The organism is Nocardia kruczakiae NBRC 101016, from assembly GCF_001612965.1.
In the GTDB taxonomy this organism is placed as follows: Bacteria; Actinomycetota; Actinomycetes; order Mycobacteriales; family Mycobacteriaceae; genus Nocardia; species Nocardia kruczakiae.
This window is the reverse complement of sequence record NZ_BDBL01000028.1, coordinates 25,745-43,735: the sequence shown is the minus strand read 5'-3', so window position 1 is coordinate 43,735 and position 17,991 is coordinate 25,745. Positions and strand designations below refer to the sequence as shown.

Annotated in this window: 15 protein-coding genes; 9 read left to right on the top strand and 6 right to left on the bottom strand. The window is 67.1% G+C overall.

All coding sequences use genetic code 11. The features are described from left to right. The first annotated feature begins 16 nt into the window (after positions 1–16). From NK1_RS20500 to NK1_RS20490, 3 genes are all read left to right on the top strand, one after another. Positions 17–760: a crotonase/enoyl-CoA hydratase family protein gene (locus tag NK1_RS20500; RefSeq protein WP_063010915.1), complete on the top strand. Its 744-nt coding sequence runs from the start codon at positions 17–19 to the stop codon at positions 758–760. Positions 761–910: 150 nt separating this feature from the next. Continuing rightward, a complete protein-coding gene (locus NK1_RS20495; RefSeq protein WP_063010913.1) occupies positions 911–2,017 on the top strand; it encodes a glycoside hydrolase family 183 protein in 1,107 nt (368 codons plus the stop codon). Positions 2,018–2,093: 76 nt separating this feature from the next. Further along, positions 2,094–2,795, top strand: a complete 702-nt coding sequence (locus NK1_RS20490; RefSeq protein ID WP_063010912.1) for a class I SAM-dependent methyltransferase — start codon at positions 2,094–2,096, stop codon at positions 2,793–2,795. Between the two features lie 279 nt (positions 2,796–3,074). Here NK1_RS20490 and NK1_RS20485 read toward each other — a convergent pair whose 3' ends face one another. From NK1_RS20485 to NK1_RS20470, 4 genes are read right to left on the bottom strand one after another with little or no spacing between them, the layout of a single operon-like run. Then, complete coding sequence (locus NK1_RS20485; RefSeq protein WP_063011045.1) at positions 3,075–3,680, bottom strand: alpha/beta hydrolase family protein; 606 nt, start codon at positions 3,678–3,680, stop codon at positions 3,075–3,077. 21 nt (positions 3,681–3,701) lie between these two features. Further along, entirely contained in the window at positions 3,702–4,622 is a 921-nt protein-coding gene (locus tag NK1_RS20480) for a formylglycine-generating enzyme family protein (RefSeq protein ID WP_063010911.1), read from the bottom strand. Positions 4,623–4,642: 20 nt separating this feature from the next. After that, a complete protein-coding gene (locus NK1_RS20475; RefSeq protein WP_063010909.1) occupies positions 4,643–5,581 on the bottom strand; it encodes an HAD family hydrolase in 939 nt (312 codons plus the stop codon). Between the two features lie 2 nt (positions 5,582–5,583). Beyond that, positions 5,584–7,122, bottom strand: coding sequence for an arylsulfatase (locus tag NK1_RS20470; RefSeq protein WP_063010907.1), 1,539 nt, complete (start codon positions 7,120–7,122; stop codon positions 5,584–5,586). Between the two features lie 286 nt (positions 7,123–7,408). Here NK1_RS20470 and NK1_RS20465 point away from each other — a divergent pair, with 286 nt between their 5' ends. The 6 genes from NK1_RS20465 (at position 7,409) to NK1_RS20440 (ending at position 15,333) form a co-directional block, all read left to right on the top strand. Beyond that, a complete protein-coding gene (locus tag NK1_RS20465; RefSeq protein WP_063010905.1) occupies positions 7,409–9,244 on the top strand; it encodes an acyl-CoA dehydrogenase in 1,836 nt (611 codons plus the stop codon). Between the two features lie 172 nt (positions 9,245–9,416). Beyond that, positions 9,417–10,499 (top strand): glycoside hydrolase family 183 protein, encoded by a 1,083-nt coding sequence (locus NK1_RS20460; protein ID WP_063010903.1) that lies wholly within the window; start codon positions 9,417–9,419, stop codon positions 10,497–10,499. A 282-nt stretch (positions 10,500–10,781) separates the two neighbouring features. Then, the gene (gene gnd, locus NK1_RS20455) at positions 10,782–11,810 is read left to right on the top strand and encodes a phosphogluconate dehydrogenase (NAD(+)-dependent, decarboxylating) (RefSeq protein ID WP_062995149.1); all 1,029 of its coding nucleotides are present in this window, start codon (positions 10,782–10,784) and stop codon (positions 11,808–11,810) included. A gap of 82 nt (positions 11,811–11,892) precedes the next feature. Beyond that, positions 11,893–13,071, top strand: coding sequence for a glycoside hydrolase family 3 N-terminal domain-containing protein (locus NK1_RS20450; RefSeq protein ID WP_063010902.1), 1,179 nt, complete (start codon positions 11,893–11,895; stop codon positions 13,069–13,071). A 91-nt stretch (positions 13,072–13,162) separates the two neighbouring features. Beyond that, positions 13,163–13,762, top strand: coding sequence for a TetR/AcrR family transcriptional regulator (locus NK1_RS20445; RefSeq protein WP_030514254.1), 600 nt, complete (start codon positions 13,163–13,165; stop codon positions 13,760–13,762). A gap of 68 nt (positions 13,763–13,830) precedes the next feature. Further along, complete coding sequence (locus tag NK1_RS20440) at positions 13,831–15,333, top strand: DUF5685 family protein (RefSeq protein WP_157104368.1); 1,503 nt, start codon at positions 13,831–13,833, stop codon at positions 15,331–15,333. Between the two features lie 133 nt (positions 15,334–15,466). Here the strand turns inward: NK1_RS20440 and NK1_RS20435 are convergent, their stop codons facing one another. Then, the gene (locus NK1_RS20435; RefSeq protein ID WP_063010898.1) at positions 15,467–16,336 is read right to left on the bottom strand and encodes a MaoC family dehydratase; all 870 of its coding nucleotides are present in this window, start codon (positions 16,334–16,336) and stop codon (positions 15,467–15,469) included. Position 16,337: 1 nt separating this feature from the next. Then, positions 16,338–17,699 carry a 3-oxoacyl-ACP reductase gene (locus NK1_RS20430; RefSeq protein WP_245660701.1) on the bottom strand — a complete coding sequence of 454 codons (1,362 nt, stop codon included), beginning with the start codon at positions 17,697–17,699 and terminating at the stop codon, positions 16,338–16,340. Positions 17,700–17,991: the final 292 nt, after the last annotated feature.

The following is a 17,991-nucleotide window of genomic DNA, read 5'->3' as shown; positions in this document are numbered from 1 at the left end:
CAGCACGGAGTGAGCGATGAGCGACGTATCCCTGACCTTCGACGGTGATCGTGCCTACGTCGAACTCGACCGGCCCGACAAACACAACGGGCTCACCATCGACATGTTGAACGATCTCGTGCGGGTGGCGCGGGTGATCGGAAAACGCGACGAGATTCGCTCCGTCATCCTCGCCGGCAACGGGCCCAGTTTCTCCAGTGGTCTGGATATCGCGAAGGCGACCGGCGACCCGCTGAGTATCGTGCGCAATTTCCTGCCGCTACCGTGGCTGGGCACCAATGCCTTTCAGGAGGCGTGCTGGGCGTGGCGGCGACTGCCGCAGCCGGTGATCGCGGCGGTGCACGGCCATTGTTTCGGCGGCGGACTGCAATTGGCGTTGGCGGCCGATATCCGTTTCGCCACACCGGATTCCGATTTCGCCGTGATGGAAGTCGCCCACGGCCTGATCCCGGATATGTCGGGCGCGGTCACGTTGTCGCGTCTGATCGGCGTGGACAAGGCGCTCCTGCTGACCATGACCGCCGACCCCGTCGACGCCGCCTATGCCGCGCGCATCGGATTGATCACCGAGGTCAGCGAGGATCCGCGCGCCGATGCCGAGAAATTGGCCGATCGTATCGCGGCGCGCCCGGCACCCGCCGTCGCCGCCGCCAAACAATTGTTCGAGCGCACCTGGCATACGGGCACCCGCCGCACCCTCGGAATCGAACGGGCGACCCAGATACCACTTCTGGTCCGGCAGGCGCTCGGCCGTCGGTAGATCCGACAAAGGGACACACCGCCGACCCGGGAATTACCCGAAAGTGCGAGCGGGAAACCCATTTACCTGCGATTCGCTGTTAGCATTTTCACACTTTGCCAGCGAAGCCGGTGAACGGGGGCGCATCGGCGAGAACGGGAAGGGCTGCATTTGTCCAAGACCGTATCCGTCCTGCTGTCCGCGATAGCGGGCGCCTCGGCCGTACTTCTGACCGTGACCGCGCCCGCGGCCGCCAACCCGAATGCCATCAATCCGATTCCGGTTCTCAACGGCACCACCGGATTACCGAATCTGGCCGGCCGTTCGCGAGCGATTTTCCAGGTCACCGGAATGGCCAGCCCGAATGCCACCGAGAACTACAACGTCCTCGGCACCGACCTGGGAATCATGTGGGACAACGGCCGCGGCGAGATGCTCACCGCCTTCGGCGATACCGCCGGCGTGGGGCTGCCGAATCTGCTGGCGGGCAGTTTCTGGGCGTGGCGCAGCAATATCCTGGTGCGCAGTCACACCCAGGATCCGTCGGGCGGCATCTATTTCGACAGCGCCGTGCGCGACGTGCTCGGCCAGGCGCGGGATCTGATTCCCAGCCCCAAGATTCCGTTCATCGAGATCAGCCGCATCCCGACCGCGGGAATCTCGGTCAACGGCGTGCAGTACATGAGCCTGATGTCGGTGAAGAGCTGGGACGACGTCGGCCAGTGGACCACCAACTACTCGGGCCTGGCCGCTTCCGCCGACAACGGGGAAACCTGGGCCGACCTCGATTTCACCCGCCGGCCCAACGAGGGCGGCAATGCCAACTTCCAGATGAACGCCTTCGTGAAGAGCGGCGGCTGGGTGTACGAATACGGCACGCCCTCGGGCCGCAATCACTTCGCCTACCTCGCGCGCGTACGGGAGAACGACATCCAGAATCTCGCCGAATACGAGTACTGGGACGGCGGCGCCTGGCGCAAGAACGATGTGAACGCCGCCCGCCCGATCACCGGCGGGGTAGCCGAGATGTCGGTGATGTGGAACGACTACCTCGGGCAGTTCGTCATGCTGACCACCGATCCGTGGAATTCGGTGGTGATGAGCCGGGCGTCTTCCCCGGAGGGGCCGTGGAGTCCACCCGAGGTGCTGATCGATACGCGCGAATTGCCGACCGCGTACGCCCCCTCGATCTTCCCGTACCAGACCGGGCGGGAGCTGTATTTCCTCACCACGGTGCACAGCCAGTACAACGTCGTCCTGATGCGCACGACGCTGTAGTTCGCCTCGAACAGCCCACGCCCGGCCGGGTTCCGCTCGGCCGGGCGTCGCGCTGTCGCTGGCTAGACTCGCCCCCATGGACGCCGCCGAGTGGGACGAGCGCTATGCGCAGAGCGAGTTGGTGTGGGGCGCACCGCCGAACGCGACGGTCGTCGAGCACATCTTCGGATTGGAGCGCCGCGTCCACCTGGTGCCCGACGCGCCCGGGGAGGAGCCGCCGGACTTGCCGCGTGCCCTGGATCTGGCGTGCGGCGAGGGGCGGCACGCGCTGTGGCTGGCCACGCACGGCTGGCAGGTGCGGGCGGTCGATTTCTCCCAGGTCGGCATCGACAAGGGACGCACGGTCGCCTCGCGGCTGTCGCGTTCGGTGCGCAGCCGGATCGACTGGGAATGCGCGGACGTCACCGATCTGGCCGGAGCCGGGATCGACGGCCCGTTCGAACTGATTCTCGCCGTCTACATCCACCTGCCGGCCGAACAGCGGCGCACCCTGCTGCTCTCGGCGGCCGAGCGGCTGAGTCCGGGTGGCACCCTCCTCGTCCTCGGCCACGACACCACCAATATCGCCGACGGTTACGGCGGGCCACAGGATCCGGCGATCCTGTTCACTCCCGACGATGTGGTGGCGGATCTCGCTGCGGCAGAACATATCCGGGTCGACACCGCGCAGCGGGTGATCCGCGAGACCGAGGGGCGCGACGCCATCGACGCCCTCGTGGTCGCCACCGCGACCGTGCCCGATCCGGAGGAGCAAGCGACGGCCACCCCGGACGCGTGATCCGGGGTGGCGACGCCTCACAGTCCGGCGCTGCCGGTGGGTAGCGGCGCCGGTCCGTGGGACTGTGCGGGCGGAGCGGTCCGGTCGTCACCGAATCGGTCATGGCCGAATCGGTCACGGCCATAGCGGTCGTACCCGAACCGGTCGTAACCGAGTGATCACTCTCCTCTCGAAATCCCGACCGCAGTCGAAATTACCTCCCGGATACCGGCACGACATCGGGGTATTCCCGGAGCTGGGACCTGAGATTTCGTGGTCCGCAGAGATTTTCGGCTCCGCTCAATCCAGCGTTGCCCACCGGCGCAGCCACGGTTCCACCGTCTGCGCGATCAGATCGAATCCGGCGCGGAAGGAATGCGGCTGACGAGGAACGACTTTCACCTCGGCGGCATCGGAGGGATCCGGAATGCCGAAGGGATCGCGCTCGCCGTTGATCACCACCACATCGACGTGCGCGGACGCTGCCACCAGTTCGTCACGCCGCGTCTTCTCCGGCTTGCCGGGCGGATGCAAGGGGAAAGACAGGGCCAGTACGCCTTTCGCGTCGGCCGCCACGGCGGTTCGGCAGGCGACCCGGGCGCCGTTGCTGCGACCGCCCTGGATCAGCGGTACGCCGGGCACCCGGTCCCGCAGGGCGGCGACGATCTCGAGCCAGGCCGCGTCCTGCACGGTCGCCGATCCCGGCGCCCGGCGGCCGGCGACTCGATACGGCTGCACCACCCGCGCGACGACTCCGCCCAGCGCCACCGCGCGATCGCGGACGGCCAGCAGATCCCCGGCCTCCACCCCGCCGCCGGAACCGTGGGTGAGCAGCAGCAGAAAACGATCGCCGGTACCCCGCTCGATCTCCACCTCGGCATCCCCCGCAGTCGTCTCGATGCGCACGTGGTCCACGGTAATCGCCGTTCAACGCGCCGCGGCCACGCACCGGAAGCCGATATGGCTCATGCCGGTGTCGATCATCTGCGGGCGCCGCGCCGCGGGCCGGTACCGGCGGCAGTAGCTGTCGGCGCAGAGGAACGAACCGCCCTTGATCACCTTGCGCGGCACCCGGAACTGCGGCTGGCGCGGGTCGACACTCCGTTCCCGGTCCCCACCGCGCGGATTGCGCGGGACGCAGCATCCGCCGCCGTCCGGATGGCGTTCGGCGTACCAGTCGTCGGTCCATTCCCACACGTTGCCGGCCATATCGAACAGGCCATAGGGGTTGGGCGGATACGAACCGACGGCTGCGGTGCGACCGTAACCGGGGTCCGGGCGCCACGGGAATGCGCCGTGCCAATAGTTGGCCAGTCGCACATCACCCGCTTCGCCCTCCGCACCCCAGGTGAATTCGGCGCCGTCCACACCGCCGCGGGCCGCCGCTTCCCACTGCGCCTCGGTCGGCAGCGCCCGGCCCTGCCATATCGCGTAGGCGGCCGCGTCCTCGTGCGCGGTATGGACCACCGGGTGGTCGGGCCGGTCGGCGATCGACGACCCGGGCCCCTCGGGATAGCGCCACGAGGCGCCGGGCGTCCAGCGCCACCACAGGTTCAGGTGCCGCAGGTCGACCGGGCCCGAGGTCCCGGTGAACACCATCGAGCCGGGTTGCAGGTTCTCGACCGGCGCCCCCGGGAAGTCGGCGGGATCGAGCGGACGTTCGGCGACCGTGCGGTATCCGGTTTCGGCGACGAACCGCTCGTACTGGGCGTTGGTGACCTGCCGAGTCTCGATGGCGAAGGCGTCCACGGCCACCCGGTGGGCGGGCCGCTCCTCCGGATAGTGGCGGTCGGAACCCATGGTGAAGGTCTGTGCGGGTATCTGCCGTACATCGGTGGCGATCGACATGTTCACAGTCACGGCCGTTCCTACGAATCGGGTGTGAAGATCTGCGCCCAGTCATTTTTCATGCTGACCACCGTCCAGTCGTTGCGACGCGCGTGCGCGAGGGCATCCTCGGCGCCGGCGACGTAGTCGAATTCGCGATCGGCGTCGTCGTGCAGGATGAGCATGCGCAGCGACGGCGCGCCCGCGAGTTCGGAGAACGACAGCATGGGCAGATCGCCGTTGGAATTGCCGACCGACAGAATGGGCCGGCGGCCGATCCGGCTCCAGATTCGGATCGGTTTCTCCGGTCCGTCGTCGAAGAAATCCATCGCGGATTTGTAGAGCAGGTCGCTGCGGCCTTCCTGTTCGCGATAGGTCAGCCCGAGCGCACTGCCGATCACTCGTTCCGGCGGCACCCCGTAGAGATCACCCGCGACCGGGCGCATGAAATCCCGGTCGCCACCGGAGGCGATGTAGGTGGTGAATCCGTTGTCGCGCAGATACCACAGCAATTCGACCATCGGCGCGAAACCACAACCGTGGTACGGGCGGCCGAGAGTCGGGTGGGCTGCGTCGGCGAAGAATGCCGCCACCCGCGCGTCGTAGTCCTCGACGGTGATCTCACCGAAGGCGCGAGTCACCGCGCCCATCAACAACTTCAGATCGTCGTCGTCACCGTGATAGTGCTTGACCATCGCCGCGCCGAGCCACTGCAGGTCCTGCTCGTAGGCCGCCCGCCACGGCTGTTGCGTGCGCAATTCCGGTTCCTGCTCCGCCATTTCGGCCAGTCGCCGGATGGTGAAATCGAGCTGTATCGGCATCGGTTTCTCACACCACAGGGTGCCGTCGTTGTCGAATACCGCGATCCGTGCGGACGGTTCGACATATCCGTCTCCGTCGCGATCGGTGACGCGAGCGACGAAATCGACGATGGCGGAGGTGGTTTCCCCGTCGTTCCAGGATTCCAGCGACACCGCCATCGTCAGTCCCGCGCGAGGAAGTCGTGCAGTTTGGCGACGGCGTGATCGATCGTGAACGACGCCGGTTCCTGTCGCGGCGGGAATTCCTTGAACGTCTCCAGGAAGGCCGTACAGATGGCGGTTCCGTACAGCGCGATGTAGTCGTGATCGAGGAACCAGTCCCAGTAGGTGTTCGAGGTGACGTCGGCACGCTCGAAAGGATCGGTACGCAGGTTGAACAGCTTCGGTACCCGCAGTGGGGTGAACGGCTCGGCCCAGATACCGAGCGTGCCCTCCTTGCGCTGTTCCATGAAGACGATCTTCCAGTTCTCGAACCGCACGCCGAGCACGTCGCAGTCGTCGGAGAAGTAGACCATTCCCCGGCGCGGACTGTGTTCGGCCTCGCCGGTCAGATAGGGCAGCAGGTTGTAGCCGTCGATGTGAACACGAAAAGTCTTGTCTCCTACCGCATGCCCCTTTTTCAGCTTCTCCACGATCTCCGGCTCGCCCGCCGCGGCGAGGAAGGTGGGCAGCCAATCATGGTGCTGCACGATGTCGTTGGATATCGCACCGGCCGGGATGCGGCCCGGCCAGCGAATCACCTCGGGCACCCGGAACGCGCCCTCCCAGTTGGTGTCCTTCTCACTGCGGAAGGGCGTGGTCGCGCCATCGGGCCAGGTGTTGGCGTGCGGGCCGTTGTCGGTGCTGTAGATGACGATCGTGTCGTCGGCCAGCCCGAGCTCGTCGAGGGCATCGAGCACACGGCCCACATTGCGATCGTGGTCGATCATCGTGTCGTGGTATGGCGACTGCCAAATACCCGCCTGCCCAACGCTTTCCGGCTTGGTATGGGTACGCAGATGCATGTGCGTGAAGTTCAGCCAGACGAAGAACGGCGTATCGGCCTCCTGCTGGCGGGCCATGAAATCGATACACGCCTCGACCACATCGTCGTCGATGGTTTCCATCCGTTTCTTGGTGAGCGGGCCCGTATCCTCGACGCGCTGCTTGCCGACGCGCCCGAACCGGGGATCCTCGGTGGGATCGTCCTCGTCGGTGGCCCACGAATGCAGGACTCCGCGTGGACGTTGCAGGTCGTACAGACGCGGGTAGGTGTCCTTGTGCGGATAGTCCGGCAGCTCCGGTTCTTCCTCGGCATTCAGGTGGTAGAGGTTGCCGAAGAACTCGTCGAATCCGTGCACCGTCGGCAGGAATTCGTTGAGGTCGCCGAGGTGGTTCTTGCCGAATTGGCCGGTCGCGTAGCCGAGCGGCTTCAACAACTCGGCGATGGTCGGATCCTGCGCCGACAGGCCGATGCCCGCACCCGGCATGCCGACCTTGCTCATCCCGGTGCGATAGACACTCTGGCCGGTGATGAAGGAGGCCCGCCCGGCCGTGCAGCTCTGTTCGCCGTAGGAGTCGGTGAACCGCATGCCCTCCTCGGCGAGCCGGTCGATATTGGGCGTGCGATAGCCCATCAGGCCGTCGCTGTAGCAGCTGAGATTGGTGATCCCGATGTCGTCGCCCCAGATCACCAGAATGTTCGGCTTCGAATCCGGCACAGCGGCCTCCTCCGGCGCAGGTGAACTACCCTGCCGAAATCCTGCCCGCGCCGGCCTGCGGGCACCTCACCCGCGGGGGGTGATTGCGGTGAGGCAGGGCTCGGGTGTTCATCTCGTCACATCGCCCGGTCAGCGCTTTCCAAGCCCATTACTCATCGGTAATATACGGTGTAAGTTACCCGCGAGTAGAAGGCGGATATTCCGTTCGACTACCCGGTGTGGAGACACATGGGCGGGAACGGCACACACCGACCCGCACCGACTCAACGGAGAGTGAGTAACAGAGATGGGCCATTACAAGAGCAACGTCCGCGACCTGGAGTTCAACCTCTTCGAGGTGCTGGGCATCGGCTCGGTGCTGGATTCCGGCGCCTACGGTGACCTGGACACCGACACGGTCAAGAACATCATCGACGAGGTACGCCGCCTGGCCGAGGGCCCGGTCGCCGAGTCCTTCGCCGACGCGGACCGCAACCCGCCGGTGTTCGACCCCACCACCCACAGCGTCTCCATTCCGGAGTCGTTCAAGAAGTCCTTCAAGGCCTACGAAGAGGCCGGCTGGAACAAGGTCGGCCTGAACGAGGAGCTGGGCGGCCTGCCCGCGCCGCGTTCGGTGGTCTGGGCCCTCAACGAGATGATCCTGGGCTCCAACCCGGCCGTCGCGATGTACGCCGCCGGTGGTCCGTTCGGCCAGATCTTCTGGAACAACGCCACCGACGAGCAGAAGAAGTGGGCCGAGATCGCCGTCGAGCGCAACTGGGGCGCCACCATGGTGCTGACCGAGCCCGACGCGGGTTCCGACGTCGGCGCCGGCCGCACCAAGGCCATCCAGCAGGAGGACGGCTCCTGGCACATCGAGGGTGTCAAGCGGTTCATCACCTCCGGTGACTCCGACGACATGTTCGAAAACATCTTCCACCTGGTGCTGGCCCGCCCCGAGGGCGCCGGCCCGGGCACCAAGGGCCTGTCGCTGTTCTTCGTGCCGAAGTTCCACTTCGACTTCGAGACCCAGACCCTGGGTGAGCGCAACGGCGTGTTCGTCACCAACGTCGAGCACAAGATGGGCCTGAAGGTTTCGGCCACCTGTGAGGTCACCTTCGGCGGCCATGGCGTGCCCGCCAAGGGCTGGCTGGTCGGCGAGGTCCACAACGGCATCGCGCAGATGTTCGACGTGATCGAGAACGCGCGAATGATGGTGGGCACCAAGGCCATCGCGACCCTGTCGACCGGTTACCTGAACGCGCTCGACTACGCCAAGCAGCGGGTGCAGGGTGCGGATCTGACCCAGATGACCGACAAGACCGCGCCGCGCGTCACCATCACCCACCACCCGGACGTGCGCCGCTCGCTGATGACGCAGAAGGCCTACGCCGAGGGCCTGCGCGCCATCTACCTCTACACCGCCGCGCACCAGAACGAGGACATCGCTCAGCTCGTCTCGGGCGCCGACAAGGACCTCGCGTTCCGCGTCAACGACCTGCTGCTGCCGATCGTCAAGGGTGTCGGCTCGGAGCGGGCCTACCAGTACCTGACCGATTCGCTGCAGACCTTCGGTGGCTCCGGCTTCCTGCAGGACTACCCGATCGAGCAGTACATCCGCGACGCGAAGATCGACTCGCTGTACGAGGGCACCACCGCCATCCAGGCGCAGGACTTCTTCTTCCGCAAGATCGCCCGCGACCGCGGCGTGGCGCTGGCCCACGTGGCCGGCCAGGTGCAGAAGTTCATCGAGTCCGAGGCCGGCAACGGCCGCCTGAAGGGCGAGCGCAAGCTGCTGGCCACCGCGCTCGAGGATGTGCAGGCCATGGCCGCCACCCTGACCGGGCACCTGATGGGTGCGCAGGAGGACGCGAAGGAGCTGTACAAGGTCGGCCTGGGTTCGGTCCGCTTCCTGATGGCGGTCGGCGATCTGCTGATCGGCTGGCAGCTGCTGCGTCAGGCCGAGGTCGCCATCAAGGCGCTCGACAACGGCGCCACCGGCTCCGACGAGGCGTTCTACACCGGTAAGGTCGCGGTCGCGCAGTTCTTCGCCCGCAACGTCCTGCCGGAACTGACCGCCACCCGCACCGTACTGTCCAACCTGGACAACGACGTGATGGAGCTCGACGAAGCGGCCTTCTGATCGTCTTCTCGCCACCACGTGAATACAGCGGCCCCGCCTCTCGCATTCGGGAGGCGGGGCCGCTGTCGTCCCGAGTTATAAATGTGACGAGTGTTTCGTCGGCATATCGCACGCCGTCGGCCGAGGACAGGCACAATACCCACGGCGCGACTCATGGAAGGAAATTCGGAATATGAGACGACTGTCCGCCCTGGCCGGAGCTTGCGCGGCGGTCGCGCTGCTCGGCCTGACGGCATCGCCGGCCGGAGCCGACCCGAACAACATCAATCCGATTCCGGGGCTGAACGGCATCAACGGATTGCCGCAGCTGCCGGGCCCGACACAGGCGGTCTACCAGGCCACCGGCATGGCCTCGCCGAACCGGACCCAGAACCAGAACGTGCTGGGCACCGACCTCGGCATCATGTGGGACGACGGGCGCGGGCAGATGATCACCGCCTACGGCGACACCGCCGGACTCGGCGTGCCGAACGTCCTGGCGGGCAGCATCTGGGCGTGGCGCTCGAACGTGCTGTTCCGCAGCCCGGCCGGTGCGGACCCGTCGGGGGGCCTGAACTACACGAGCTTCGTGGACAATCCGCTGCCCAGCCCGAAGATTCCGGGTATCGAGATCAGTTTCATCCCGACCGCCGGCATCTCGGTCGACGGCGTGCAGTACATGTCGATGATGTCGGTGCGGGAGTGGGGTCCGGACGGGCACTGGGACACCAACTTCTCCACGATGGCCGTCTCCGGTGACGACGGCCAGACCTGGGCGCAGCTGCCGACCACCCGCCGCGGCAACGAGAACGGCTTCCAGAGCTTCCAGCAGAACGCCTTCCTGAAGGCCGGCGGCTACGTCTACAAGTACGGGACGCCGGCGGGCCGCAACCAGCCCGGATTCATCTCCCGGGTCAAGGAAGCCGATATCGCCAACATCGACGCCTACGAGTACTGGGACGGCGGCGCGTGGAAGCCGAAGGACGCCAATGCCGCCAAGCCGATCGTCGGTGGTGTGGGCGAGCTGTCGGTGCAGTGGAACGCGCATCTGGGCCAGTACGTAATGCTGACCACCGATCCCTTCGACTCCGTGGTCTTGCGGACCGCACCGAATCCGGAGGGTCCGTGGAGTGCGCCGCGGGTGCTGGTCGATGTGCGCAATCTGCCGACCATGTACGCGCCGATGATCTACCCGTATCAAACCGGCAGCGACCTGTACTTCCTGCTGACCATGCACAACCAGTACAACGTCGTGCTGATGCGCACGCCGCTGTAGGCGGGCGGGAGCCGGAGTTGTCGACGGGCGAGAGCCCGGAGGATACGAAGACGGCTCCGTGCGGTTGCCGGGTCGGGGGTCTGGCAACTGCACGGAGCCGATCTGATTATCGGGGCCGGGCTCGGGGCGTTACACGATTCGTTTCGACACCGGAGAAATTCTCGATCGGGGCACCGGGGACAATCGAGGGCGATTGCGGTACGGGGCGCTGATCTCACGCCGCGGTGCAGCAGCAAGCAGAGCTCGGACCTGCCGAAGCTCGGACGACTCGAGGAGAAGAGTATGCAGCTGGGAATGATCGGGCTCGGCCGAATGGGTGCCAATATCGTGCGGCGCATCGTCAAGGACGGGCACACCGCGGTCGGCTACTCCCGGCACGAGGACCAGATCAAGGAATTCACCGACGAACTGGGCGACAGCTTCCAGGGTGCGACCGACTACCCGGCCTTCATCGCGCTGCTCGAGAAGCCGCGCGTGGTCTGGGTGATGATCCCGGCCGGCGCGACCGGTGCGGTCATCGACCAGGTCGCCGACCTGCTTGAGCCGGGCGACATCATCATCGACGGAGGCAACAGCCGCTACCACGAGGACATCAAGCGGGCCGCGGCGCTGGCGCCCAAGGGAATCCACTACCTCGACATCGGCACCTCCGGCGGCGTGTGGGGCCTGGACCGCGGCTACTGCCTGATGATCGGCGGCGAGGCCGAGCAGGTCGCCCACCTCGAGCCACTGTTCCGGTCGATCGCCCCGGGTGTCGACGCCGCCGAGCGCACCCCCGGTCGCACCGGTGAGCCCTCCCCCGCCGAGCAGGGCTACCTGCACTGCGGCCCCGCCGGTGCCGGGCACTTCGTGAAGATGGTGCACAACGGCATCGAATACGGCGCGATGGCGGCCTACGCCGAAGGCCTGAACATCCTGCACAAGGCCAATATCGGCAAGGAGCTCGACGACGCGCATTCGGCCGAGGTGTCCCCGCTGGAAAACCCCGAGTACTACCAGTTCGACATCAACGTGCCGGAGGTCACCGAGGTGTGGCGGCGCGGTTCGGTGGTCGCGTCCTGGCTGCTCGACCTGACCGCGGCCGCACTGCACGCCGATCCCGACCTGACCAGCTTCGGTGGGCGGGTGTCGGATTCGGGCGAGGGCCGGTGGACCATCCACGCCGCGATCGACGAGGGTGTGCCCGCGCCGGTGCTCTCGACCGCGCTGTACGAGCGTTTCTCCTCGCGCGGTGAGGCGCTCTACGCGGACAAGGTGCTCTCGGCCATGCGCAAGGCGTTCGGCGGGCACAACGAGCTGCCGGGCAAGTAGGCAGCGGCGGATCGGCGCACGCCGAACCGGAACGAAGGCCCCTACCGCATCGGCGGTAGGGGCCGACGGCTACGGTCGGTCCATGCGCAACGTTGCCGGGATCGTTCTCGCAGTAGCCGCAGTCGCCCTCGCCGGGTGCTCGGGTGGGGGCGGCTCGAGCTCCACCACCACGACCAGCCCCAGCGCCGCACCGGGCACCACGAGTGCGGCCGGCGGCACCGCCGCGACCACCACGACCGGCAACCAGCAGGATTGCGCCGCAGGCTATCTCGCGCAGTTCACCACCCGGCAGAAGCTGGCGCAGCTGCTCACCGTCGGCGTGAAGAACACCGCCGACGCCGAACAGGTGGTGCGCGGCGAACAGGTGGGCGGCATCTTCGTCGGCAGCTGGACCGACCAGTCCATGCTGTCCGGTCAGGGCCTCGACCAGGTGAAGGCCGCCGCGCGCACGCCGCTCATGGTGACCATCGACGAAGAAGGCGGCCGGGTGTCGCGGTTGCAGAATCTGATCGGGCAGGCGCCCTCGGCCCGGGTCGCCGCGCAGACCATGTCGACCGACGAGTACTACCAGCAGAGCCTGACCCGCGGTCAGGCCATGAAGAAGCTGGGTATCACCGTCGACTTCGCGCCCGACGTGGATGTCAGCGACGAGCCCGACGACGCGGTGATCGGCGACCGCTCCTACTCCCAGGATCCGCAGGTCGTCACCGAATACGCCGGCGCCTACATCCGGGCCATGCATGATGCCGGTCTCGGCGCGGTGATGAAGCACTTCCCCGGCCACGGACACGGATCGGGCGATTCCCACACCGGCGCGGTGCGCACACCGCCGCTGGATCAGATGCAGCAGGTGGATCTGGTGCCGTTCCGGAACCTGATCGACTCCGGCGCCGCGGTGATGGTCGGTCATCTCGACGTTCCCGGTCTGACCTCACCCAACGTTCCGGCGAGCATCAGCCCGGCCGCGATGGCACTGCTGCGCCAGGGCACCGGCTACAACGCCAAGCCCTACGACGGCCCGATCTTCACCGACGACCTGAGCGGCATGGCGGCCATCACGGCGCGGATGGGCATCGAGGACGCCGTCGCCGCCGCCCTGGAGGCCGGTGCCGACGAGGCGCTGTGGATCAGCACCGACGCCGTCGGTTCGGTGCTGGACCGGCTCGAGCAGGAAGTTCGCGACGGGAAACTGACGATGAAGCAGGTCGACGATTCGGTCCTGCGGGTGGCCAAGTACAAAGGCATCCAGCTCCCCTGCTGAGCCCGGCTTCAGCGAATCGGTGGCAATTCGTTGCCCTCGGAAACTTACCTTGGAGTAAGATAGGGGTTTCGATATGGGCTAGGAGTGGTGGATGGCAGGCGGAACGAAGCGGCTTCCCAGGGCGGTTCGTGAGCAGCAGATGCTGGACGCCGCCGTCGAGGTCTTCTCCCGAAAGGGATATCACGACACGTCGATGGATGCCATCGCGGCCGAGGCCAAGATCTCCAAGCCGATGCTGTATTTGTACTACGGCTCCAAGGACGAACTGTTCCGGGCCTGCATCCAGCGCGAGAGCGCACGCTTCATCGAGGCCGTCGCGGTGGCCGGCAATCCCAAGCTGACCCCGCACGAGCAGCTGCGCGCCGGGCTCGAGGCGTTCCTGTCCTATGTCGACAACAACCGGCTGTCGTGGTCGGTGCTGTACCGGCAGGCCCTCGGGCAGCAACCGTTCGCCTCCGAGATCGCGAACAGTCGCGAGCGCATCATCGAACTGACCGCGAAACTGCTCGAGTCGAGCGCCAAATATGCCGAGCCCGGAACGGATTTCGACATCGTCGCGGTGGCGGTGATCGGCGCGGGCGAGGCGATCGCCGACCGGATCGCCAGCGGTGAGGTGGATGTCGCCAGCGCGGTCGACCTGCTCGACAATCTGGCCTGGCGCGGTCTGGCCGGTAAGAAGAAGGCCGAGTAGACACCGGCGAATCGCGCGGTCCGACTTGCGCGGCGCTGCCGGCACCTGCCAGAGTGCGGATTGCACAGATGGCCGGATTGCCGATGCGGCCGGGGTTCTACGGGGCGGAATTGTTCGGACTTCTCACGCCGTGCGCGCACAGCGCGGCGAAATACGGCCTGGATGCGGCAGATTGGCGCACGCATATGTGCGGACTGTGCCTGGGCTTGCGCGACGGGCACGGCCAGTTGGCGCGCACCGCGACCAATACCGACGCGATCGTGCTGAATGTGCTCACCGAAGCACAGGCCGGTGCGGCCGAGCGGACCGCGGCCGGGCCGTGTGCGCTGCGCGGCATGCAACGCGCCTCGGTCGCCGCGGCCGGATCCCCCGGGGTGCGGCTGGCGACGACCGCGTCACTGTTGCTGGGAGCGGCCAAGATTCGCGACCACGCCGACGACGGCGACGCGGGCCCGCTCGCCCGGCGGCCCATGCGGAAGGTGGCCGATCGCTGGTTCGCCTCGGCCCGCGCCGACGCCGCCGAGATCGACCTGGACATCGAACCGCTGATCGCCGCGATCGGCCGCCAAGCGGAACTCGAGCGGGCAGTACGGAACCCTTCGCGGACAGCCGATTCCACGCCGCTGAAGTTGCTCGCCACCCTCACCGAGCCGACACAGACGTGTGCCGCTGAACTTTTCGCGCACAGTGCCGTTCTGGCGGGCCGCCCGGAGAATGTCACCGCCCTGCGAGAGGTCGGCCGGCATTTCGGGCGCATCGCCCATCTGGCCGACGCCATCGAGGATCTCGACGACGACCGCCGCCGGAATCGCTTCAATCCGCTGCTCGCCACCGGAGTGAGCACCGAACGGGCACACGGTCTGCTGCGTGAGTCCGACGCCGAAATACGCCGTGCGCTGCATCAAGCGAAGCTCGCGCACGTTCCCGCCGTCCGCTGGCTGTTGCTGGATCCGCTGCGCGGCGTCGTCCGGAAGCTGGGCCGAACCGCGGCCGTAGCATGCGGCGACGCGACATCCGCCTGCGGCTGCGGAAAGCGTAGTGGCGCAACCCTTCCCCATGTTGCCGATACCAACGCGACGGCACAGTTGCTGGGCTACCCGGTGGCAGCCGGGCACATTCGGCCGAATCCCTACCAGCGCGGTCCGTACCCGTCGGGACCTGCGCCCTATCAGCCGAATCCCGGTGGGCCGCAGGTGGATCCGGCAGTCTATCCCGACCGGGGACCATATCCCCCGAGTCCGGTGCAGCCCTCCGACATCCCGCCGCCGTTCGGCGATCGGCCGCCGAGTGATCCGCCCTCGGACGAACCACCGCACGAGCCCCCGCGACGGCCCACCTTCTGGCAGGGGATCGGGATCATCTGCGGGGTGTACTGCACCGGCTACGCCTGCTGTGCCGGGCATCGGCGACCGTGCAGCGGCGAACACCGGGATGCGTGGCTGCAGCGGTGCGACTGCGATTGCGATTGCTGCGACTGCGGCGACTGCGAGAGCTGTGGCGACTGCTGCAGCTGTTGCAACGGTTGCGGCGACTGTGACTGCGATTGCTGCGGCTGCGACTGCAGTTGCTGACCGGGCCGCGGATGGCCGGCCCGGTACGACGACAGCCGCCCACCTTTTCGCCTTCGCCGCATATCGAATCCCCCATGCGATCCGATATGCGGCCGCCGAGAAGGTGGGCGGCTGTTCGTGTGCCGTTCGCTGCTCAGCGCAGCGTCGCGGTCAGATGAGGGTAGCCCTTCTTGGGATGTTTCAGCGACAGATCCCAGCCCCCGGCGGTCTGGTCGGCGTAGACGTTGACCGTGGACGGCAGCAGGATCGGCTTGCCGAATTTTACCGCGTAGGCCGTCTTCGCGGGCACCCGGCCCTCGATGACGCCGAGGATCGCGGCGGCCGACCACATGCCGTGGGCGATCGACCGGGGAAAGCCGAAGGCCTTCGCCCCGAGCGCCGACATGTGGATCGGGTTGCGATCACCGGAGGCGGCCGCGTAGCGATGGATCATCGCCTGGTCGACCTTCAGCGTGCGCAACGGCGGCGGCGGCACCTCGTCCGGCTTCGGCGCCGCCTTCGGGCCACCGGACAGCGAGGTGCGCTGCTGGTGCAGGAAGGTGGTCACCTGCCGCCACACCAGTTCCCGCCCCACGCTGATCTCGCTGATGGCGTCGACCAGCAGACCCTTCGGATGCTCGCGCAGGTTCTCCACGTGGGCGCGGATGTCGAGCGGTTCGCTGACCGAGATCTCGCGGGTGCGCTCGATCAGGTTCTCCGCGTGCACCGCGCCGACCGCGACGAACGGGAAGTCCCGGGCCACCACCAGCTGCATCACCACGGGAAACGTGAGCACGAACGGATAGGTCAGCGGCAGGGAGTCGCCGAAGCGCAGCCCGGTCGCGTGGCAGTAGGCCGCGAGGTGGTCGGGATCGACGCGGACGCCGTTCCACTCGACCGCGCGGTCCGGAATCTCGGACTTGCGCGCCGACACCAGCGGCAGTGGAACGGCACCCAGGGCGGCCTTGAGATACAGGCTGCCGGTCTTGGGCGGCTCGTTCAGCGAGATGGTCTGGGTTGCCACGTCAGGCTCCGATCATGGCCTGGCCGCAGACGCGAACGATGTTGCCGTTCACCGCATTCGAGGCCGGGCTGGCGAAGTAGGCGATGGTCTCGGCGACGTCCACGGTCTGCCCGCCCTGCAGCAGCGAGCTGAGCAGCCGGCCCGCCTCGCGGGTGCCGACCGGAATGGCGGCGGTCATCGCGGTCTCGATGAAACCGGGGGCGACGGCGTTGATGGTGATGCCCTTCTCGGCCAGCTTGGGCGCCTCGGCGTTCACCATGCCGATGACACCGGCCTTGGAGGCGCCGTAGTTGGTCTGGCCGCGGTTGCCGGCGATACCGGCGATCGAGGACACGTCGATCACCCGGCCGCCCTCCTTCAGCGCACCCTTGGCCACCAGGCCCTCGGTAATGCGGTGCGGCGCGGCGAGATTGACGTTGAGCACGGCGTCCCAGCGGGCGGCGTCCATGTTCGCGAGCAGCTTGTCGCGGGTGATGCCGGCGTTGTGGACGATGATGTCGACGCCGCCGAAGCGCTCGGTGGCGAATTCGGCGATCTTGTCCGCGGCATCGGCGGCGGTGACGTCGACCGCGAGCGCGGTGCCACCGACCTTGTTGGCGGTCTGCGACAGCGCCTCGCCGGCGGCCGGGATGTCGGCGACGATCACGGTGGCGCCGTCGCGGGCGAACACCTCGGCGATGGTCGCGCCGATACCGCGGGCGGCGCCGGTGACCACGGCGACCTTGCCGTCGAGCGGCTTGGTCCAGTCGATGCCGGCGGCGGCGTTGTCGTCCTTGCCGACCCGGAAGACCTGGCCGTCGACGAACGCCGACTTGGCCGAGAGGATGAAGCGCAGGGTCGACTCCAGCCCGGTGGCAGCCGCGGCGGCCTCCGGGTGCAGGTAGACCAGGTTGGCGGTGGCGCCGCGCAGGAGTTCCTTACCCACGCTGCGGGAGAAGCCCTCCAGCGCGCGCTGCGCGATCTGCGCGTCGACGCTGCCCGCGAGTTCCGGCGTGGTGCCGACGACCAGCACGCGGCCGGAGGGGGCGATCGAGCGCATGGCCGGCTGGAAGAACTCGAACAGCTGCGACAGTTCCTCGACGGTGCCGATGCCGGTGGCGTCGAAGACCAGCGCGCCGACCTTCACGCCCTGGGTGGGGGCGTCGACGAAGGTGTAGTCCGACAGCAGGGTGCGCGCGGCGTCGGCGACGCGGCCCTTACCGCCGAGCAGGACGGGGCCCGGCAATGCCGGCTCGCCCGGGGCGTAGCGGCGCAGTTTCTCCGGCTGCGGCAGGCCCAATTTGCCGGCCAGGAAGGCGCCGGGGGCGGAATTGACGAACGAACCGTAAAGGTTGGGAGCGCCCTTGCTCTTGCTGGCTGCCACTGTTCCTACCTTCTCCTTGTATCGAATGTGGACGATCTGGACGTCTGCCGTATCCGTATTCCCCATTACCCCGCGCGTTGTAGCCCACATCTCCGGGGTACGGTGTCGACAATTAACTTACTCCAGAGTAAGTTTAATGTAAACCGACGGAACCGCCATCAGTACAGTCGGCCGGGTATCGACTTCGTCCCCGACACGCGGCATTCCCGGCTCCGGACCCAAGAAACCCGACGAGACAGCGCCTACCACCCCGGCCGGCTCCGCAAGCTCCGCCGGCCGACCGTCCCCCAAA